The following is a 14,420-nucleotide window of genomic DNA, read 5'->3' as shown; positions in this document are numbered from 1 at the left end:
AGCACGGCGTCCTCCCGGGGGCGACATTGCCTACGCGGTTGTTAAGGGGGTTGCGCTGATTCTGCTCACATACCGCGCGGTATGTCACTACTCCGGGGCGATCGATCACGTCACGGCAAGGATTGCTTGCCGACTCCGCGGTCCGTGCTCGCGCCGCGTTCCCGCCGTACGCTCGCCGTACCCCCGCGCCCTGCTCGTGCCATGCTTGCCGTGCCGGTCGGCGCCGGTCAGCGCGCGTGGCCCAGTTCAGGGTCCTCCCGCAGCTTGCCCAGCGCGCGCGACACGGCCGACTTGACCGTACCCACCGACACGTCCAGCACGGCCGCCGTCTGCGCCTCGCTCAGGTCCTCGTAGTACCGCAGGACGACCATGGCCCGCTGTCGTGCGGGCAGCTTCATGATCGCGCGCCACATCGCGTCGTGCAGCGCCTGCTGTTCCGACGGGTCCCCGGCCGGCGGAGCCTGCGGTTCCGGCAGTTCCTCGCACGCGAACTCGTCGACCTTCCGCTTCCGCCACTGCGACGTCCGTGTGTTCAGCAGAGCCCGCCGCACGTAGCCGTCGAGTGCCCGGTGGTCCTCGATCCGCTCCCATGCGACATACGTCTTGGTGAGTGCGGTCTGCAGCAGGTCCTCCGCATCGCACGGGTTCGCGGTCAGCGAGCGCGCGGTACGCAACAGCACGGGTTGGCGAGCCCTTACGTACGAGGAGAACGACGGGTACGCATGGGTCCGCGTCGCTGCGTTCGAAGCGCTGGTGCAGACGGGTGTGGTCATGGCTCCACGCTAGGATCACCCCCTACTCCAGCGGATCGGCCGCAGGTCCCGAAGCCTTGTCCGCCTCAGGTTGTAGGAAGGGGGCAGGCCCCACCTCCTGAAGGTGGACGCCGACGTCCCGACCCCTGAGGGTTCGCCCCTGAGAGACGGCTCCCGGTGCACTCCCCCCGCAGTAGTCCGAACCCCGGGCATGGTGCTGGAGAAGTACGTCCGTCACTTTGGAAGGACTCGGCCCGGCGACTCCGGCGACCTCACCCGGATCCCCTGGCTTACCTGGCTTACCACGGATCAACCGGATCAACCGATGCGCGCGACCGGCGCGTGCATCAGATTGCGGTCGATCAGCAACGTACGGCCGCCGTGCCGCTCGCGGACGTTCCCCGCGTACTGGTGGATCCGCCGCGCGGGCAGCCACGCGGTCTTCCGCAGCACGGGCTCACGGTTCAACCCGTTCCGTACGCCCCACCGCGCGAACCACACCACCGCCGGCAGATCCCGCACACCGGCCCGCCGCGAAAGCTCCATATGGCGGATGCCCGACTCGGCGCTGCTGTAGAACCCCGGCAGATAGCCCCGGCGCGACACCTCCCGGTTCCACCCCCGCACGAACAGGAGCGTGGAGCGACCGCACTTCTTCTTCCCGTACGCGTAGGCCTCCATGTCCAGGAAGAGCGGGCTACCGGGCCTGATCCCCAGCGCGTTCGCCCTCTGCACCGCGTCGCGGGCCTCCGCCGTCCCCTGCTTCCAGGGATGGCGCCCGATGCGTACGTTCTTGTGCCGCGCGAACACACAGGTCGCCTGCGAGCCCACGTACAGCGGCAGCACCCGCCAGCCCTGGCCCTGCACCGTCCGCATCCAGCTGTGGCTGAGATGAGGCTGCGACCGGCAGGCCCGCCCGCGACCGCCGAAGTAGATGCCCACGGCCCGGTACGGGGACGCCCGCCACCTCCGCATGGTGTCCGCGGACGGCGCCCGGCAGGTGTCGAAGGCACGCCCCTTGAACGTGAGCGCCTTCGGTCTCGCGCCCCCCTCCCCGCTCCCGGCCTCCAGGGTCCGGGATCCGGTCGCCACCGCACCCGTACGCGCACCCGTACCCGCACCCGCGGCCGCCGGTGGCGCGGCCGTGAGCCCCAGCAGAAGCAGCACGAACCCGAATCCGACGATCATCTTGTGACATCGCAGCCAACGCATGGGCCGAGTCAACGGCCCCGCCCGCGCCACCGGCCCCGGACACGCGCCACGTTCATCCGTCCGCCCCGCAATCAGCCCCGATCGCCCGAACCGAGGGCCGGCCACGACCGTCCCGAAAGGAAGGTCGGCGCCACGACCACCCCGACCGCCACGACCGGAGGTCACCCGCCCTGATCGTCCGAACCGAGGATCAGCCCCGACGTCGGAACACCCGTCCCGGCGGTCACCAGTACGCGGCCGGCCCCGGGTATCTGGTTCACGGACGATCCGCGCAGTTGTCGTACCCCCTCCGCAATCCCGTTCATCCCGTGCAGGTACGCCTCCCCGAGCTGTCCCCCGTGGGTGTTCAGCGGCAGCCGCTCCTCCGCCACGAAGTCCGCGGCCTCACCCGGCTCGCAGAACCCGAACTCCTCCAGCTGCGTCAGCACGAACGGCGTGAAGTGGTCGTACAGGATCCCGACGTCGATCCCGGCCGGCGTCAGCCCCGACGTACGCCACAGCTGCCGCGCCACCACACCCATCTCCGGCAGCCCGGTCAGATCGTCCCGGTAGAAGCTGGTCATCTGCTCCTGTGCCCGCCCCGCGCCCTGGGCGGCCGCGACGATCACCGCAGGCGGATGGGGCAGGTCACGTGCCCGCTCCACCGAGGTGACGACCAGAGCCTGACCGCCGTCGGTCTCCTGACAGCAGTCGAGCAGCCGCAACGGCTCGGCGATCCAGCGCGACGCGGCATGGTCCGCGAGCGTGATCGGTCTGCCGTGGAAGTACGCCGCCGGATTGGTCGCAGCGTACTTCCGGTCGACGACCGCGACCTGCCCGAACGCCTCAGGCGTCAGCCCGTACACGTGCAGATAGCGCTGGGCCGCCATCGCCACCCAGGACGCCGGCGTGAGCAGTCCGAAGGGCAGCGCCCAGCCGAGCGCGGCGCCCTCGGCCGACGGCTCCCTGCGCTGTACCCCGGAGCCGAATCTCCGCCCCGACCGCTCGTTGAACGCCCGGTAGCAGACCACCACGTCGGCCACCCCCGCGGCGACCGCGAGCGCCGCCTGCTGGAGGGTCGCGCAGGCCGCCCCGCCGCCGTAGTGGACACGGGAGAAGAAGGACAGCTCTCCGATGCCGGCCGCCTGGGCGACGGTGATCTCGGGGCTCGTGTCCATCGTGAACGTCACCAGGCCGTCCACATCGCCCGGTGTGAGCCCCGCGTCGTCCAGCGCGGCCCGTACCGCCTCCACCGCCAGCCGCAGTTCGCTGCGCCCCGAGTCCTTGGAGAACTCGGTGGCCCCGATCCCGACGACAGCGGCCCGCCCGCCGAGACCGTCCCGCCTCCGCACGCTCATGCCCGGCCCCCCGGAGTCCGGACGGCGGAGGCGCCGGCCCTGTCCGTCCCGGCGTCCGCGGGCTCCGCCGTCCGCGGCACCGTGACCGTGACCGTCCCCGTGACATGGCTGCCTAGGCTGTTGGCACCGACCACCCGCACGGACGCCGTGTCGCCCCGGACGTCCTCCACCACGCCGGTCAGCACCATCGTGTCGCCGGGATGATTCGGCGCGCCCAGTCTGATCGCCACCTTGCGCAGCACGGCCGCGGGCCCGAAGTGGTCCGTGATGTAGCGCCCGACCAGCCCGTTGGTCGTCAGGATGTTCATGAAGATGTCCGGCGAACCCTTCTGCCGTGCCAACTCCCCGTCGTGGTGCACATCCTGGAAGTCGCGCGACGCGATCGCCCCGGCGACGACGAGCGTGCGGGTGATCTCGATCTCCAGCGGCGGCAGCTCGTCACCGGCCCGCACCGGCCGCCCGGCGTCGATGCTCATGTCTCCCCCTCACCGTGCACGATCAACTCCCCCAGCTCCTGGAGCAGTTCGCTCCCGCACCCCAGATACGCGTCCAGCTGCCGGCCCCACAGGAAGTGCCGGTGCACGGGGTACTCGACGTCGGCTCCCATGCCGCCGTGCAGATGCTGCCCGGCGTGGACGACGCGGCGTCCGGCCTCCGACGCCCACCAGGCGGCGGTCAGCGCGTGCGTGGCGTACGCCAGCCCCTCGTCCCTGCGCCACGCCGCCTCGTACGCCGTGACCCGTATCGCCTCGGTGTCCATGTGCGCGTCGGCCGCCCGGAGCTGGACCCCCTGCTTGGCCGCGAGCGGCCGCCCGAACTGCTCACGGCTGTTCGTGTACGCCACGGCCCTGGCGACCGAGCCCGCGCACACTCCGGCCTGCAGCCCCGCGAAGGCGGTACGCGCGGTGGCCAGCACGTCGTCGTACGCCTCCACGCCCTCGACGCCCTTCCCGCCCTTCCCGGCCTTCCCGACCTCGGGCCCGCCCTCGATCTCCCCGCTCTCCCCGATACCGCCGCGGCCGGCCGTGCTCCCGCTGCCGTCTCCGTCCGGGTCGCCGAGCCGCTCGGCCGGTGTGGTGCGCAGGGTCAGCCGCCCGGCCGACCACGGGGCCGTCAGCTCGACGGGATCGCACCGCGCGTCGGCGGTCCGTACGAGCCACAGCCGGTGCCCGGCGTCGGCGACCAGCACGTGCGTGGCGTCGCGGAGCCACGGCACCACGGGGACCACTCCGCTCAACCGCCCCGGCGGGTCCGCCCGTACCGCGGACCGCACGGCCGACTCGGGCAGGGCGCCGGTCACCACGACCGTGCCGTCCACGATCCCCGGCAGCAGCCGCTCCCGCTGCTCCGCCGAACCGTGTGCCGACACCGCCAGCAGCCCGTAGACACAGCTCGCGGCGAACGGCACCTGGGCCGTCGTCCGCCCCTGCTCCTCCAGGAGGAGCACCAGCCCGAGAAGCCCGGTCTCCTCGACGGAGGCCGGCAGTCCCGCCGCGCACAACGCCTTCCACAACTCCCCGTCGCTGCCCGTCCCCGCGGCGGTCAGCCGCTCGTGCGTGGAGAGGTCACCGAAGATCCGCGCGGCCAGATCGCGGGCCGCCGTCTGCTCCTCCGTCGGCGTGAAGTCCATGTCAGCCCCCGCTCCCCTCGATACCGCCCCCGACGCCGCCCTCGACGGCTCGGAAGACCGGCAGCTCCAGGTCCTCGTCCACCCGCTCGAACCCCAGGCGCACCGGCATCCCGATCCGCACCCGGTCGTACGGCACCCCCACGACATTGCTGATCATCCGCACGCCCTCGGCGAGTTCGACCAGCCCCACGGCGTACGGCGGATCGAAGGCCGGGAAGGGCGGATGATGCATCACCACGTACGAGTGGACGGTCCCCTCGCCGGCCGCCTCGACCGTGTCCCACTCCAGGCAGCCGCACGCGTTGCACCCCGGCAGCCAGGGGAAACGCAGGGTCCCGCACTTCTCGCACCGCTGGATGAGCAGCCGGTGCCGGGACACGCCCTCCCAGAAACCGGCGTTGTCCCGGTTGACGACGGGCCGAGGCCGCGGAGGCCGCTCAGGACGCAGAGACCCCTCGGGCCTCGGAGACAGCTCGGGCCTCGGAGTCCGCTCGAGCCTCGGAGTCCGCTCGGGCCGTGCGAGGTGCGTGGGCTTCGCCGGCGGCACGGGTACGTATTTCAGGATCCGGAACCGATGCGTCCCCGCCAGTTCCCCCTCTGCCCGCACATCCGTCCGCGTCGTGAGGAAGTACCCCGTGCCCAGCTTGGTCGTCTTGCGCTCGGAGACCGACTCGATCACCGAGTCGAAGGTGATCCGGTCCCCGGGCCGCAACGGCCGCAGGTACTCCTGCTCGCAGTCGGTGGCCACCACCGAGGTGTACCCGTATTCGTCGAGCAGCCCGAGCAGCTCGACGTACGCCTGCGAGCGTCCCCCGTGCCCGGACAGGCCGCCCATCGTCCAGGCCTGGAGCATGGTGGGTGGCGCGACGGCGGCCGCTCCCGTGTAGGCCGGGTTCGTGTCTCCCATCGCCTCGCACCAGTGCCGGATCATCGGTTCGTTGACCGGGTCCTTGCCCACGCCTCCGACGGCCGCGCGCCCCTCGTACGCCTTCAGCCGCGCGTAGACGTCCACGGGCGCCGGCCCTCCGCCTCCGCGTGCCACAGCCGCGACCGCTCCCGACGCGGCGGCCCTCTCGCTCATCGCCGCCCCCTGGTCATGCCGAGCCGCATGGTCGCCACGATCTCCCGCTGCACCTCGCTCACCCCGCCCCCGAAGGTGTTGATCTGCGCCGCCCTGTTCATCCGCTCCAGCTCGCCGTCCTCGAAGACCCCCGGCGAACCGAAACGGACCAAAGCGTCCGATCCAATGACTTCCTGACACATTCGATACGCCTCGACCGCCGATTCCGTTCCCACGACTTTCACCCCACTGGCGTCGCCCGGGGCCAGCCGGCCCGCCCCCACGTCCCCCACCAAACGCCAGTTGAGCAGGCGCGTTGCCGCCAGGCGCGCATGCACCTCGGCCAGTTTGGAACGCACCCACGGCTCGTCAACCCTGCGCCGCCCGGTCACCGGATCAGGTGTGCCGGCCGCGGCCAGCACGGCCGCGTAGAAGTCCTCGGCCTGCATACCGATGGCCGCGAGCGCGACCCGCTCATGGTTGAGCTGGTTGGTGATGAGCCCCCAGCCGCCGTTCTCCTCGCCGACGAGACGGGAGGCCGGGACGCGGATCCCGCCGTAGTACGTGGCCGTCGTGGTCAGCCCGCCCACCGTTTCTATGGGCGTCCACGAGAACCCGGGGGCGTCCGTGGGGATCAGCAGGATCGAGATGCCCCGGTGTTTCGGCGCGTCGGGGTCCGTGCGGCAGGCGAGCCAGATCCAGTCGGCGTGCTGGGCGTTGGAGGTGAACACCTTCTGCCCGTCGACAAGCCACTCACCACCACGCCACGCATCCCCGTGCCCCTCACCGGCACCGGCACCGGCACCGACCCGCACGGCCCGCGTCCTCAGCGACGCCAGATCCGTCCCGGCCGACGGCTCGCTGTACCCGATCGCGAACACGAGCTCACCGCGCAGGATCCGCGGCAGGAAGAAGTCCTTCTGCTCCTCGGTCCCGTACTTCATGAGCGTGGGCCCGACGGTGTTCAGCGTGACCATCGAGACGGGGGCGCCCGCCCGGTACGCCTCGTCGAAGAAGACGAACTGCTCGTCGGCGCCTCGCCCTTGCCCTCCGTAGACCTCGGGCCAGCCGAGCCCCAACCACCCGTCGGCACCGATCCGCCGCAGCAGCGCCCGGTGTTCGCCGGAACCGGCGGCGGGCGGCCCGTCCGGCATCAGCTCCCGGAAGTAGGCGCGGAGTTCGGCGCGCAGCCGTCGCTGGCGCTCGGTGGGGGCGAGATGCACGACGACGGCCCTCCCGGACCTCGTACGAACAAGGGTTTCTGACTGTCCGTCAGATGCATCCCACTGTCAAGGTCGGGGTCGGGGCCAGCAGGGCCGGACGACGCACACACACGAGCAAGCCACGTGACACGCGACCCGCCACCGAAAACGTCTGTGCGACGATGCCGAAGCACCGCCGCACAGACGTGTTACTACCCCACAAAGCACCCCACAAAGGAGGCTTACGGCCGTCGGGGGTCTCCAGTCCCCGACGGCCGCCGGCTCACCAGAGCTCGGTGAAGTTGACGGCGACGTTTTCGTTCGACTGGTCGATGACCGTGAACGCCGAGCCGTTCACCTGTGCCGTGTTGCTCTGGTTCGAGGCGCCCGCGCCGACGGCCTGCTGCTGCGTCGTGGACGCGGCGGCGTTCGATCCGTTGTCCGCGAAGGAGCCGGTGTCGGCCGTCGCCACTCCTGAGAAGAGGGCGGCGGCGAGCGGCAGGGCCGCAACGGCGGCGAGTACGCGGGCGGTACGGATGCTTGCCATGTCTGTTCCTCCAGAAGCGAGAAGTACGTGCCGGCCAGGACCGGCTGCTGCGTCTGATACGTCCGATACAACTGATACGACTGATACGACTGATACGGCTGGCGCCACCAGTACTGCCGGCACTGCTGGTACGGCTGATCCCGGGGCAGTTGGCCGGCCGCCCCGGAGTTCGTTCACGACGTCGCGGGATCAGAGTTGCCCACCGAATCCCCTCCGAACCACCCCGGAAGCCTCTATTCCCTCGCAAGCGTGAGGACATGTCGATAAACCCCCTTCACGCCCCCAAAACCGCAGTTCAGGATGGCGCAGACGACTCACCCCATGGGCCACAAGGGATGAAGCGTTCCGTCACCCCTCCCAACCCGACACCCCCAGGCAGTTTTTTTCGCACTCCCCACCTGAACCCCGGCCGCGCGCCACGCGGCGCCCCCGCCCGACACCCCCGCCTGGAATCCCACCCTGCATCCCCCTGCATCCCCGCCGGGGAACCTCGCCTGGAAGCCGCCCACCCCTTCCCTTACTCGAACGTGCGTACGAATATAGAAGCATGGCCACCACCGACCGGCAGGCCACGACGCTGGCCCTCGCCCACGCCCTGTCAGCCGCCGAACGCGGACTGGCCGTCATCCCGTTGTCCCGGACCAAGCTCCCTGCGCTGCGCTCGCCGCACCGCGACGACCCGACGGCACCGCCCTGCCACGGCGAGTGCGGCCGCTTCGGACACGGCGTGTACGACGCCTCGACCGATCCCCTCCGCATCCGCGAACTCTTCGCCGCAGCTCCCTGGGCCACCGGATACGGCATCGCCTGCGGCCTGGACCCGCACCACCTCATCGGCGTCGACCTGGACACCAAGTCGGGCACGGACTCGTCCGCGGCGCTCCGGGAACTGGCGCTGCGCCACTTGTTCACGATCCCGGAGACGGTCGTCGTACTGACCCCCAGCGGCGGCCGCCACCTCTGGCTGAGCGGCCCGCCCGACGTGGTCGTCCCCAACTCCGCGGGCCGGCTGGCCCCGGGCATCGACATCCGCGGAGCCGGCGGCTACCTCGTCGGCCCCGGCTCACGCACCGAACACGGCGTCTACGACACGGCCCCGGGCACCGCCCACCTGCCGCCCGCCCCCTGCCCGGCCTCACTGCTGCGGCTCCTCCTGCCACCGCCTCGCACCCACACCGCTCCTGCCGCCTCTGCCGCCACGCCGAGCCAACAGGGCCAGGGCCTGGTCCAGTTCGTCCTCGCCGCGCACGAGGGCCAGCGCAACACCCGCCTGTTCTGGGCGGCCTGCCGCGCCTACGAGAACGGCCTGGGCCCGCACCTGACGGAGGCCCTCGTGGAAGCCGCCGTCCACACGGGCCTCACCGAACGCGAGGCCCGCTCGACGATCACCTCGGCGTCCCGCATGACAAGCCACCGCCCCTGACGTCACGTTCGCCTAGGCTCGACGGATGGCCTTGGAATGGGAACAGGTAATCGTCCACTCGGTGGATCCGGCGGCCCTCGGGCAGTGGTGGGCAGAGGCCCTCGGCTGGGTCGTGGTCCATTCCACCGACGACGAGTTCGAGATCCGCCCGGCGCCGGACCGCCTGCCGGGACTGGACTTCGTCCGGATCGAAGAGAACAAGAACAAGAACGAGAGCGACAAGGCCGAGACCAAGAAGGCCAAGCAGGCCAAGAGCCGCCTGCATCTCGACTTCAGGCCGGACGACCAAGCCGCCGAGGTGGCCCGCCTCGAAGCTCACGGCGCACAGCGCGTGGACATCGGCCAGGGCGACCAGTCATGGATCGTCATGGCGGACCCCGAGGGCAACGAATTCTGCGTCCTCGGCCAACGCCGGCAGTAGGAGCCCTTAGGCCCGACGAAAGCCGACGCGCACAAGAACGGCCCCCGACCGATTCACCTGGTCAGGGGCCGTTCACCTGCGGTGGGTGTGGGATTTGAACCCACGGTCACATCGCTGCGACGACGGTTTTCAAGACCTTTCGCCGATCACGGGCGAGGAGGTCTCCGCCGCAGGTCAGACGGGTACGAGCGCCCCCGCCAAGCCGTCGTCATCGTCGTCGTGCCCGCTACGTGCCCCTCGGTCATGATCGTGCCCGTTGACCCACGCGTCCGAGGCTTCGGCCACCTGGTCATCGCGACCGGCGACCGGGCGTGCGTAGTGCCGAGTGGTCACGCTCGCATTCGAGTGTCCGAGGCGATGAGCGGCCGTCATCACACCGTACTTGTCAGCTACCCAAGTCCCGTGCGAAGCCCGGAGGTCGTGCGGGGTCACGTCGGTGAGGCCGGCCGCCGACACGGCAGGATCGAAGTAGGCCTTGCGCCACTGGTTGTAGTGCAGGGGCTTGCCCGCAGCCGTGGTGAACAGCAGCGCGCGGCCGTCGTCCGGCAGGTTCGCCAGGTGCTTCCCGAGCCGTCGCGCGAGGGTGGGCGCCACGCGCAGCAGACGCTTCTGATGGGACTTCGGGGTGTCGAAGACCAGGGCGCCGTTCGCCTCAGCCAGGTTCTCGTCAACCAGCACCGTGCCGCCCGCCACGTCCACATCATCGCGGCGCAGTGCGAACCCCTCACCCACCCGGAGACCGGCGAAGGCAAGAAGCGCGATCAGCAGATCATGCGGCTTGTCGGCCTCCCGTACGACGCGTGACGCTTCGAGTGGCGTCAGGATGTGCGGCTCGGTCTGCGGCATCCGAGGGAGACGCACGCCCCGGCAAGGTGTCTGCGCGATCAGGTCGTTGTCGACGGCCGAGGCCATGACCTGCGACAGCACTCGGTACGCCTGCCGGATGCGCGACGAGCTGAGCCCCCTCGTTCGCATCTGCGCGACCCACTCAGTCACGGTGATCGGCCTCAGGCTCGACAGCTCACGGTCTCCGAACGCCGGGTTGATCAGCGAATTGATCAGCGACCGGTACGACGCCTGTGTCTTGTGCTTGAGCTGTGGTGAGACAGCGGCCAGCCAGCGAGCGGACCAGTCCCGAACTGTCGTCTGGCCTTCGACGGGATCGAGCCAGCGGCCCTCTTCGATCTCGATACGCTTCTTTGCCAACCAGCGATCGGCGTCCGTGGTCGTGGCGAACGTCCGGTCAGCAGGGCGCAGGACGCCATCAGGCCCCGGATACCGAGCCTGGTACCGCCCTGAGGGAAGCTTCCGAATCCTGCCGAAGCCACGGCGAGACTTGCGCTTTCCGGCCATCAGGCGGCCCTCCCAAGCCCTGTCGGTCGGAGAACGACCGGTTCAACAGTGTTCGCGACCACGTAGGCCTCTACCGCCCGCTCAGGGATGCGGACATGCCGCCCGACCTTGACGAAGGTGATCCGGCGCTCTTCGATCAGCCGCCGAGAGAAGCGCACGGTCGTGCCGAGGAGTTCGGCGACCTCTTGGACGTTGAGGAGACGTTCCATGGTCACCACTCACCCTCTGCGCCGGAGTCGGGCAGATCTGCGAGAGCTTCCCGGGCTGTCTCGCGGTTCAGTCGGATGTCTCGGCGGATGTTGGCAGCAAGCCAGGATTCGCCGGGGGTGTGGCCGTGGCCGGCGTAGGTCCAGTGGGCGAGCACGAGAGTGGTGGCCTCCGGGTGGTCGTCGGGGTCGGGCAGGCCGAGCGCGGCTCGTTGCTGGGCCGCGCGGTAGTCGGCACGGACCTGCCGCAGGGCGCCGAGGGTGGTCGAATAGCGGCGGGACTTCGTGGAGAAGTGGCCGCGGAAGCCGAGCATGTGAGCCCAGTCCCGGAGCTTGCGTTCCGGGTAGAGCGCATGGAGGTCGAGACATGCCTCGATCAGCCGGCGGGGGTGGTCGGGCACGCCGAGCAGGATCAGCGCTTCCTTGTTGCCGACCCGGCGGTCCACGGTGCCAGTGGTCTCGGCCGCTTTCGTGGCGTACTTGGCGACGTAGGAGGCGACGGCCTGTTCGGTGAGGTCTTCGCCGTTGCCGAACGCGCCGATCGGCTGCACGTCGAGCTGAGTTCCCCATCGCAGGGTGCGGGCCGGCTCATCCCCCGCGGGCGCGACATCGATCGCGACGCGAGCGGCAGCGGCATGAATCGCTTCGTCGAGCAGGCCGAGGGTGGCCCAGTGCGGGGGCGGGGAGTCGGGACCGTCCGGTCCGTCGAAGCGGATCACCGCGTGGAAGTGGACGGCCCCACGCTTCTGGTACTCGGCGACCTTCCCGAACGACAGCCGCGACTGCTCACGGGCGTCTTTCTGGGTGAGCCCGGCCCGCTTCGCGATCTCGCGGCGGAGGTAGATCGTGAAGTAGCGCCACAGGTCGGAGGCGTGGTTGTTCCACAGCACCGCGCCCGCGTAGTCGTACGTGTCCGGGGCGAGCGGGGTGCCGAGTTCCGGGGCGTCGTCGGCGTGCCGGGCACCGCAGCGGCAGGGCCGGTTGCCGGGTCGGTTGTGGACGGGGCCGAACGAGGGTGCGGTGAGGGTGGCGAAGACGCGGGGGTGTTCGCGCACGGTGTGCGGGGTGCCCTTGGCCGGATCACCGACGAGTCCGGCTCGGATCAGGTGGTAGGTGTCGCCCGCGTAGGTCCAGGCGCAGGCCGGGCAGCGCGAGGCACGCCGGTTGCCGCAGGCGATGCGGAGCAGGCCGCCCGGCTCGTGCTCGGTGCTGTACGAGTGCAGGACGCTTTTCGTCGTCGGGTCGATCGTCTTCGTGGCACCGGACAGGCGGATCGGGTCGGAGCAACCGCCGGTGCGGCGAATCTGGTCGTGCCAGCGGTCGAAGTCGTCGGCACCGGCCACCCTCAACACGTCGCTGAGGGTGGCCGGGTCGAGACCCGCCGAGGTGGCGGTGTCGCTCACACCAACACCTCCTGACGGGCGTTCAGGAAGGCGGTGGCGATCCACCGCGTGTAGGCCGGGGGGATGGCTTCGGTGAGTTCCTCGCGGACGTCGGTCCACGTGATGCCCATGGCTGACTGCATTTCGGGCACGGTGGCTTTGCCGCCGCCGTCGCCGTACGCAGCGATGTACGGACCGTCGCGGTAGACGCCGTGGCGCCAGCCGCGGACGTAGCCTTCGTGCTTGACGTGCCGAGGCTTGGGCGTGGACCAGCGGCCAAGTTCGAAGTTGCGGTGCCGGAAGACGCCGAGCCCGAACATCACGCCGCACAGTGAGAGGTCTTTGCGGATCTTCGCGCGGCCGTTGGGCTGCTCGATCACGTACGGCAGACCGGAGGCGTCGAGCAGTTCTCGCGTGGGAGCGACCAGGTCCGTGTGTGCCTCGCCCCAGCCCTGGGAGTGGTTGGTGCCCACGGTCAGTGCGCAGCCGGCTTGGCAGGGCGGGGAGGCGTGCACGAGGGTGTAGCGCTCGATCTCACCGGTAGCGATCAGGTGAGCGAGGTATTCGAGCGCGTCGCCACGGTGGTAGGTGAAGGGGTAGCGGGGACGCTCCGCGATGTCGCAGCCGTCCACCTCGTACCCGGCACGGTGGTAGCCCATGGCAGCCCCGCCAGCACAGGAAAACAGGTCCAGGACGCGCCGCCGTACGGGGGCGGTCACTGGTCGTCCTCCTTCGGCGTGTGCTGGTCGATCCAGTTCTCGGCACAGACCTTGTGGACGGGCCTGCCGCGGTCGGAGCGCAGCGGGGTGGGCTGGGTGCAGATCACGCACGGCTGGTCGCCGGTGTGGTCGAAGTGCTCGGGTGAGCGCCAGTCGAGGAGAGCCACGGCGGTCACCTCCCCACGCGGGTGAGGAGACGGACGGGGGCGGTGTGGCCGGTGCCGTCGCAGGCCCGGCAGACGACGCGAAGCAGGGCGCGGGAGCCGTCAGGGTGACGGGCACCGGTGGCCACGGAGACGACAGGGAAGCCGTCGCAGTCGCGGCAGACGGGCGTGTTCGGGGCATGCTGAGGCATGATGAGAGAGCCCTTTCGGGTCCGTTGGATCTGGAAGCGGTCGGGCCGTCCGGGGCGGCGGATACTTGGCGGTAGAGGCCGCCCCGGAGGGCTTCAGCGTCGGCGGTTGCGGCGCTTGGAGTAGGCGGGCGGGATGGCGTCGTAGGACGCGCGGCCCTGCTCGAACGAGGTGCGGTCGTTCCCGCTCAGGCCGGATTCGCCGACCTGTCGGTTGATCCGCCTGACGGTCTTGCGGTCGCCGTGGCGCTGGGCGATGGCGTATTCGCGGCCGAGTTCGGTCATCTCGGCGTTGGCCGGAGTGTCGTTGTTCTTGCGGCTGAAGATGCCCATGTCAGATGCCCTTTCGTGTCTTTGAGGCGCGATTGATCGAGTAGGTCAGGCCGCCTGTGGCCGACAGAACGGCGACGGCCGCGCCGGCGATGACCTGGACGACGAAGGCGATGACCAGCAGCACCGCGACGGACCCGGCGGCGATGACCAGGGTCAGGACGATCGGACCCGTGTAGGAGCGCGGCGCCTGCTGGACGATCACGACCTTGCGGACATCAGTACCGGGCGGGATCTGCCGGTAGAGGTCAGCGGGGATGTGACCGGCGCGCAACTGGTCCTCGGGGAGCTGCATGACTGTGTCCTCCTCTCAGGTGCAGCGGTGGGTACGGGCAGCGAGTTCAGCGGCCGAGCGGTCGCGGTATTCGTTGGAGAAGCCGCAGGCGGGTGCGGTGCACGCGGCGGTGTGCCGGGTCTGGCCACGTCCGTTGTTGAACGTGCCGACCTGGACCGGACCGATACGGATCACGTCGTAGAAGCGGTTCGGGCGCACA

18 protein-coding genes are annotated in these 14,420 nt (G+C 70.2%); 2 read left to right on the top strand and 16 right to left on the bottom strand.

The window, feature by feature from the left end; all coding sequences use genetic code 11:
* Positions 1 to 227 precede the first annotated feature (227 nt).
* The 8 genes from ACLVWQ_RS31945 to ACLVWQ_RS31910 form a co-directional block, all read right to left on the bottom strand.
* Positions 228 to 773 carry a SigE family RNA polymerase sigma factor gene (locus ACLVWQ_RS31945; protein ID WP_414112717.1) on the bottom strand — a complete coding sequence of 182 codons (546 nt, stop codon included), beginning with the start codon at positions 771 to 773 and terminating at the stop codon, positions 228 to 230.
* 297 nt (positions 774 to 1,070) lie between these two features.
* A complete protein-coding gene (locus ACLVWQ_RS31940; protein ID WP_414112716.1) occupies positions 1,071 to 1,964 on the bottom strand; it encodes a glycoside hydrolase domain-containing protein in 894 nt (297 codons plus the stop codon).
* A 161-nt stretch (positions 1,965 to 2,125) separates the two neighbouring features.
* Positions 2,126 to 3,301 carry a lipid-transfer protein gene (locus tag ACLVWQ_RS31935; protein WP_414112715.1) on the bottom strand — a complete coding sequence of 392 codons (1,176 nt, stop codon included), beginning with the start codon at positions 3,299 to 3,301 and terminating at the stop codon, positions 2,126 to 2,128.
* Positions 3,298 to 3,753 (bottom strand): acyl dehydratase, encoded by a 456-nt coding sequence (locus tag ACLVWQ_RS31930; RefSeq protein ID WP_414112831.1) that lies wholly within the window; start codon positions 3,751 to 3,753, stop codon positions 3,298 to 3,300. Before ACLVWQ_RS31930 ends, ACLVWQ_RS31935 begins: the two co-directional genes overlap by 4 nt.
* Positions 3,754 to 3,773: 20 nt before the next feature.
* Positions 3,774 to 4,931: an acyl-CoA dehydrogenase family protein gene (locus ACLVWQ_RS31925; protein ID WP_414112714.1), complete on the bottom strand. Its 1,158-nt coding sequence runs from the start codon at positions 4,929 to 4,931 to the stop codon at positions 3,774 to 3,776.
* Position 4,932: 1 nt separating this feature from the next.
* A complete protein-coding gene (locus ACLVWQ_RS31920; RefSeq protein ID WP_414112713.1) occupies positions 4,933 to 6,012 on the bottom strand; it encodes a bifunctional MaoC family dehydratase N-terminal/OB-fold nucleic acid binding domain-containing protein in 1,080 nt (359 codons plus the stop codon).
* Positions 6,009 to 7,214 (bottom strand): acyl-CoA dehydrogenase family protein, encoded by a 1,206-nt coding sequence (locus tag ACLVWQ_RS31915; RefSeq protein ID WP_414112712.1) that lies wholly within the window; start codon positions 7,212 to 7,214, stop codon positions 6,009 to 6,011. The genes ACLVWQ_RS31920 and ACLVWQ_RS31915 overlap by 4 nt, the downstream gene beginning before the upstream one ends.
* 262 nt (positions 7,215 to 7,476) lie before the next feature.
* Positions 7,477 to 7,740 (bottom strand): hypothetical protein, encoded by a 264-nt coding sequence (locus ACLVWQ_RS31910; RefSeq protein ID WP_414112711.1) that lies wholly within the window; start codon positions 7,738 to 7,740, stop codon positions 7,477 to 7,479.
* 547 nt (positions 7,741 to 8,287) lie between these two features.
* On the opposite strand from ACLVWQ_RS31910, the gene ACLVWQ_RS31905 reads away from it, so the two are divergent.
* A complete protein-coding gene (locus ACLVWQ_RS31905) occupies positions 8,288 to 9,163 on the top strand; it encodes a bifunctional DNA primase/polymerase (RefSeq protein ID WP_414112710.1) in 876 nt (291 codons plus the stop codon).
* 25 nt (positions 9,164 to 9,188) lie between these two features.
* Entirely contained in the window at positions 9,189 to 9,584 is a 396-nt protein-coding gene (locus ACLVWQ_RS31900) for a VOC family protein (RefSeq protein WP_414112709.1), read from the top strand.
* A 174-nt stretch (positions 9,585 to 9,758) separates the two neighbouring features.
* On the opposite strand, the gene ACLVWQ_RS31895 is transcribed toward ACLVWQ_RS31900, so the two are convergent.
* The 8 genes from ACLVWQ_RS31895 to ACLVWQ_RS31860 form a co-directional block, all read right to left on the bottom strand.
* On the bottom strand, positions 9,759 to 10,937 hold the full coding sequence (locus ACLVWQ_RS31895) for a tyrosine-type recombinase/integrase (protein WP_414112708.1): 1,179 nt from the start codon (positions 10,935 to 10,937) through the stop codon (positions 9,759 to 9,761).
* Positions 10,937 to 11,146, bottom strand: coding sequence for an excisionase family DNA-binding protein (locus ACLVWQ_RS31890; RefSeq protein WP_414112707.1), 210 nt, complete (start codon positions 11,144 to 11,146; stop codon positions 10,937 to 10,939). Before ACLVWQ_RS31890 ends, ACLVWQ_RS31895 begins: the two co-directional genes overlap by 1 nt.
* A 2-nt stretch (positions 11,147 to 11,148) precedes the next feature.
* Positions 11,149 to 12,546, bottom strand: a complete 1,398-nt coding sequence (repSA, locus tag ACLVWQ_RS31885) for a replication initiator protein RepSA (protein WP_414112706.1) — start codon at positions 12,544 to 12,546, stop codon at positions 11,149 to 11,151.
* Positions 12,543 to 13,244, bottom strand: coding sequence for a DNA methylase (locus ACLVWQ_RS31880; protein WP_414112705.1), 702 nt, complete (start codon positions 13,242 to 13,244; stop codon positions 12,543 to 12,545). Before ACLVWQ_RS31880 ends, repSA begins: the two co-directional genes overlap by 4 nt.
* The gene (locus ACLVWQ_RS31875; protein ID WP_414112704.1) at positions 13,241 to 13,411 is read right to left on the bottom strand and encodes a hypothetical protein; all 171 of its coding nucleotides are present in this window, start codon (positions 13,409 to 13,411) and stop codon (positions 13,241 to 13,243) included. The genes ACLVWQ_RS31880 and ACLVWQ_RS31875 overlap by 4 nt, the downstream gene beginning before the upstream one ends.
* A 281-nt stretch (positions 13,412 to 13,692) precedes the next feature.
* A complete protein-coding gene (locus ACLVWQ_RS31870; RefSeq protein WP_414112703.1) occupies positions 13,693 to 13,929 on the bottom strand; it encodes a hypothetical protein in 237 nt (78 codons plus the stop codon).
* Position 13,930: 1 nt separating this feature from the next.
* Positions 13,931 to 14,221, bottom strand: a complete 291-nt coding sequence (locus tag ACLVWQ_RS31865) for a hypothetical protein (protein WP_414112702.1) — start codon at positions 14,219 to 14,221, stop codon at positions 13,931 to 13,933.
* A gap of 15 nt (positions 14,222 to 14,236) precedes the next feature.
* Positions 14,237 to 14,419 carry a mobile element transfer protein gene (locus tag ACLVWQ_RS31860; protein ID WP_414112830.1) on the bottom strand — a complete coding sequence of 61 codons (183 nt, stop codon included), beginning with the start codon at positions 14,417 to 14,419 and terminating at the stop codon, positions 14,237 to 14,239.
* Between the last annotated feature and the right edge of the window lies 1 nt (position 14,420).

It is taken from the genome of Streptomyces sp. CWNU-52B (assembly GCF_047444975.1).
In the GTDB taxonomy this organism is placed as follows: domain Bacteria; phylum Actinomycetota; class Actinomycetes; order Streptomycetales; family Streptomycetaceae; genus Streptomyces.
This window is presented reverse-complemented; position numbering and strand designations above follow the sequence as displayed.

Coding starts and splice junctions, on each gene's coding strand:
- ACLVWQ_RS31905 (WP_414112710.1), top strand. CDS start 8,288: ATGGCCACCACCGACCGGCAGGCCACGACGCTGGCCCTCGCCCACGCC.
- ACLVWQ_RS31935 (WP_414112715.1), bottom strand. CDS start 3,301: ATGAGCGTGCGGAGGCGGGACGGTCTCGGCGGGCGGGCCGCTGTCGTC.
- ACLVWQ_RS31890 (WP_414112707.1), bottom strand. CDS start 11,146: ATGGAACGTCTCCTCAACGTCCAAGAGGTCGCCGAACTCCTCGGCACG.
- ACLVWQ_RS31925 (WP_414112714.1), bottom strand. CDS start 4,931: ATGGACTTCACGCCGACGGAGGAGCAGACGGCGGCCCGCGATCTGGCC.
- ACLVWQ_RS31900 (WP_414112709.1), top strand. CDS start 9,189: ATGGCCTTGGAATGGGAACAGGTAATCGTCCACTCGGTGGATCCGGCG.
- ACLVWQ_RS31870 (WP_414112703.1), bottom strand. CDS start 13,929: ATGGGCATCTTCAGCCGCAAGAACAACGACACTCCGGCCAACGCCGAG.
- ACLVWQ_RS31910 (WP_414112711.1), bottom strand. CDS start 7,740: ATGGCAAGCATCCGTACCGCCCGCGTACTCGCCGCCGTTGCGGCCCTG.
- ACLVWQ_RS31940 (WP_414112716.1), bottom strand. CDS start 1,964: ATGCGTTGGCTGCGATGTCACAAGATGATCGTCGGATTCGGGTTCGTG.
- ACLVWQ_RS31945 (WP_414112717.1), bottom strand. CDS start 773: ATGACCACACCCGTCTGCACCAGCGCTTCGAACGCAGCGACGCGGACC.
- ACLVWQ_RS31895 (WP_414112708.1), bottom strand. CDS start 10,937: ATGGCCGGAAAGCGCAAGTCTCGCCGTGGCTTCGGCAGGATTCGGAAG.
- ACLVWQ_RS31865 (WP_414112702.1), bottom strand. CDS start 14,221: ATGCAGCTCCCCGAGGACCAGTTGCGCGCCGGTCACATCCCCGCTGAC.
- ACLVWQ_RS31920 (WP_414112713.1), bottom strand. CDS start 6,012: ATGAGCGAGAGGGCCGCCGCGTCGGGAGCGGTCGCGGCTGTGGCACGC.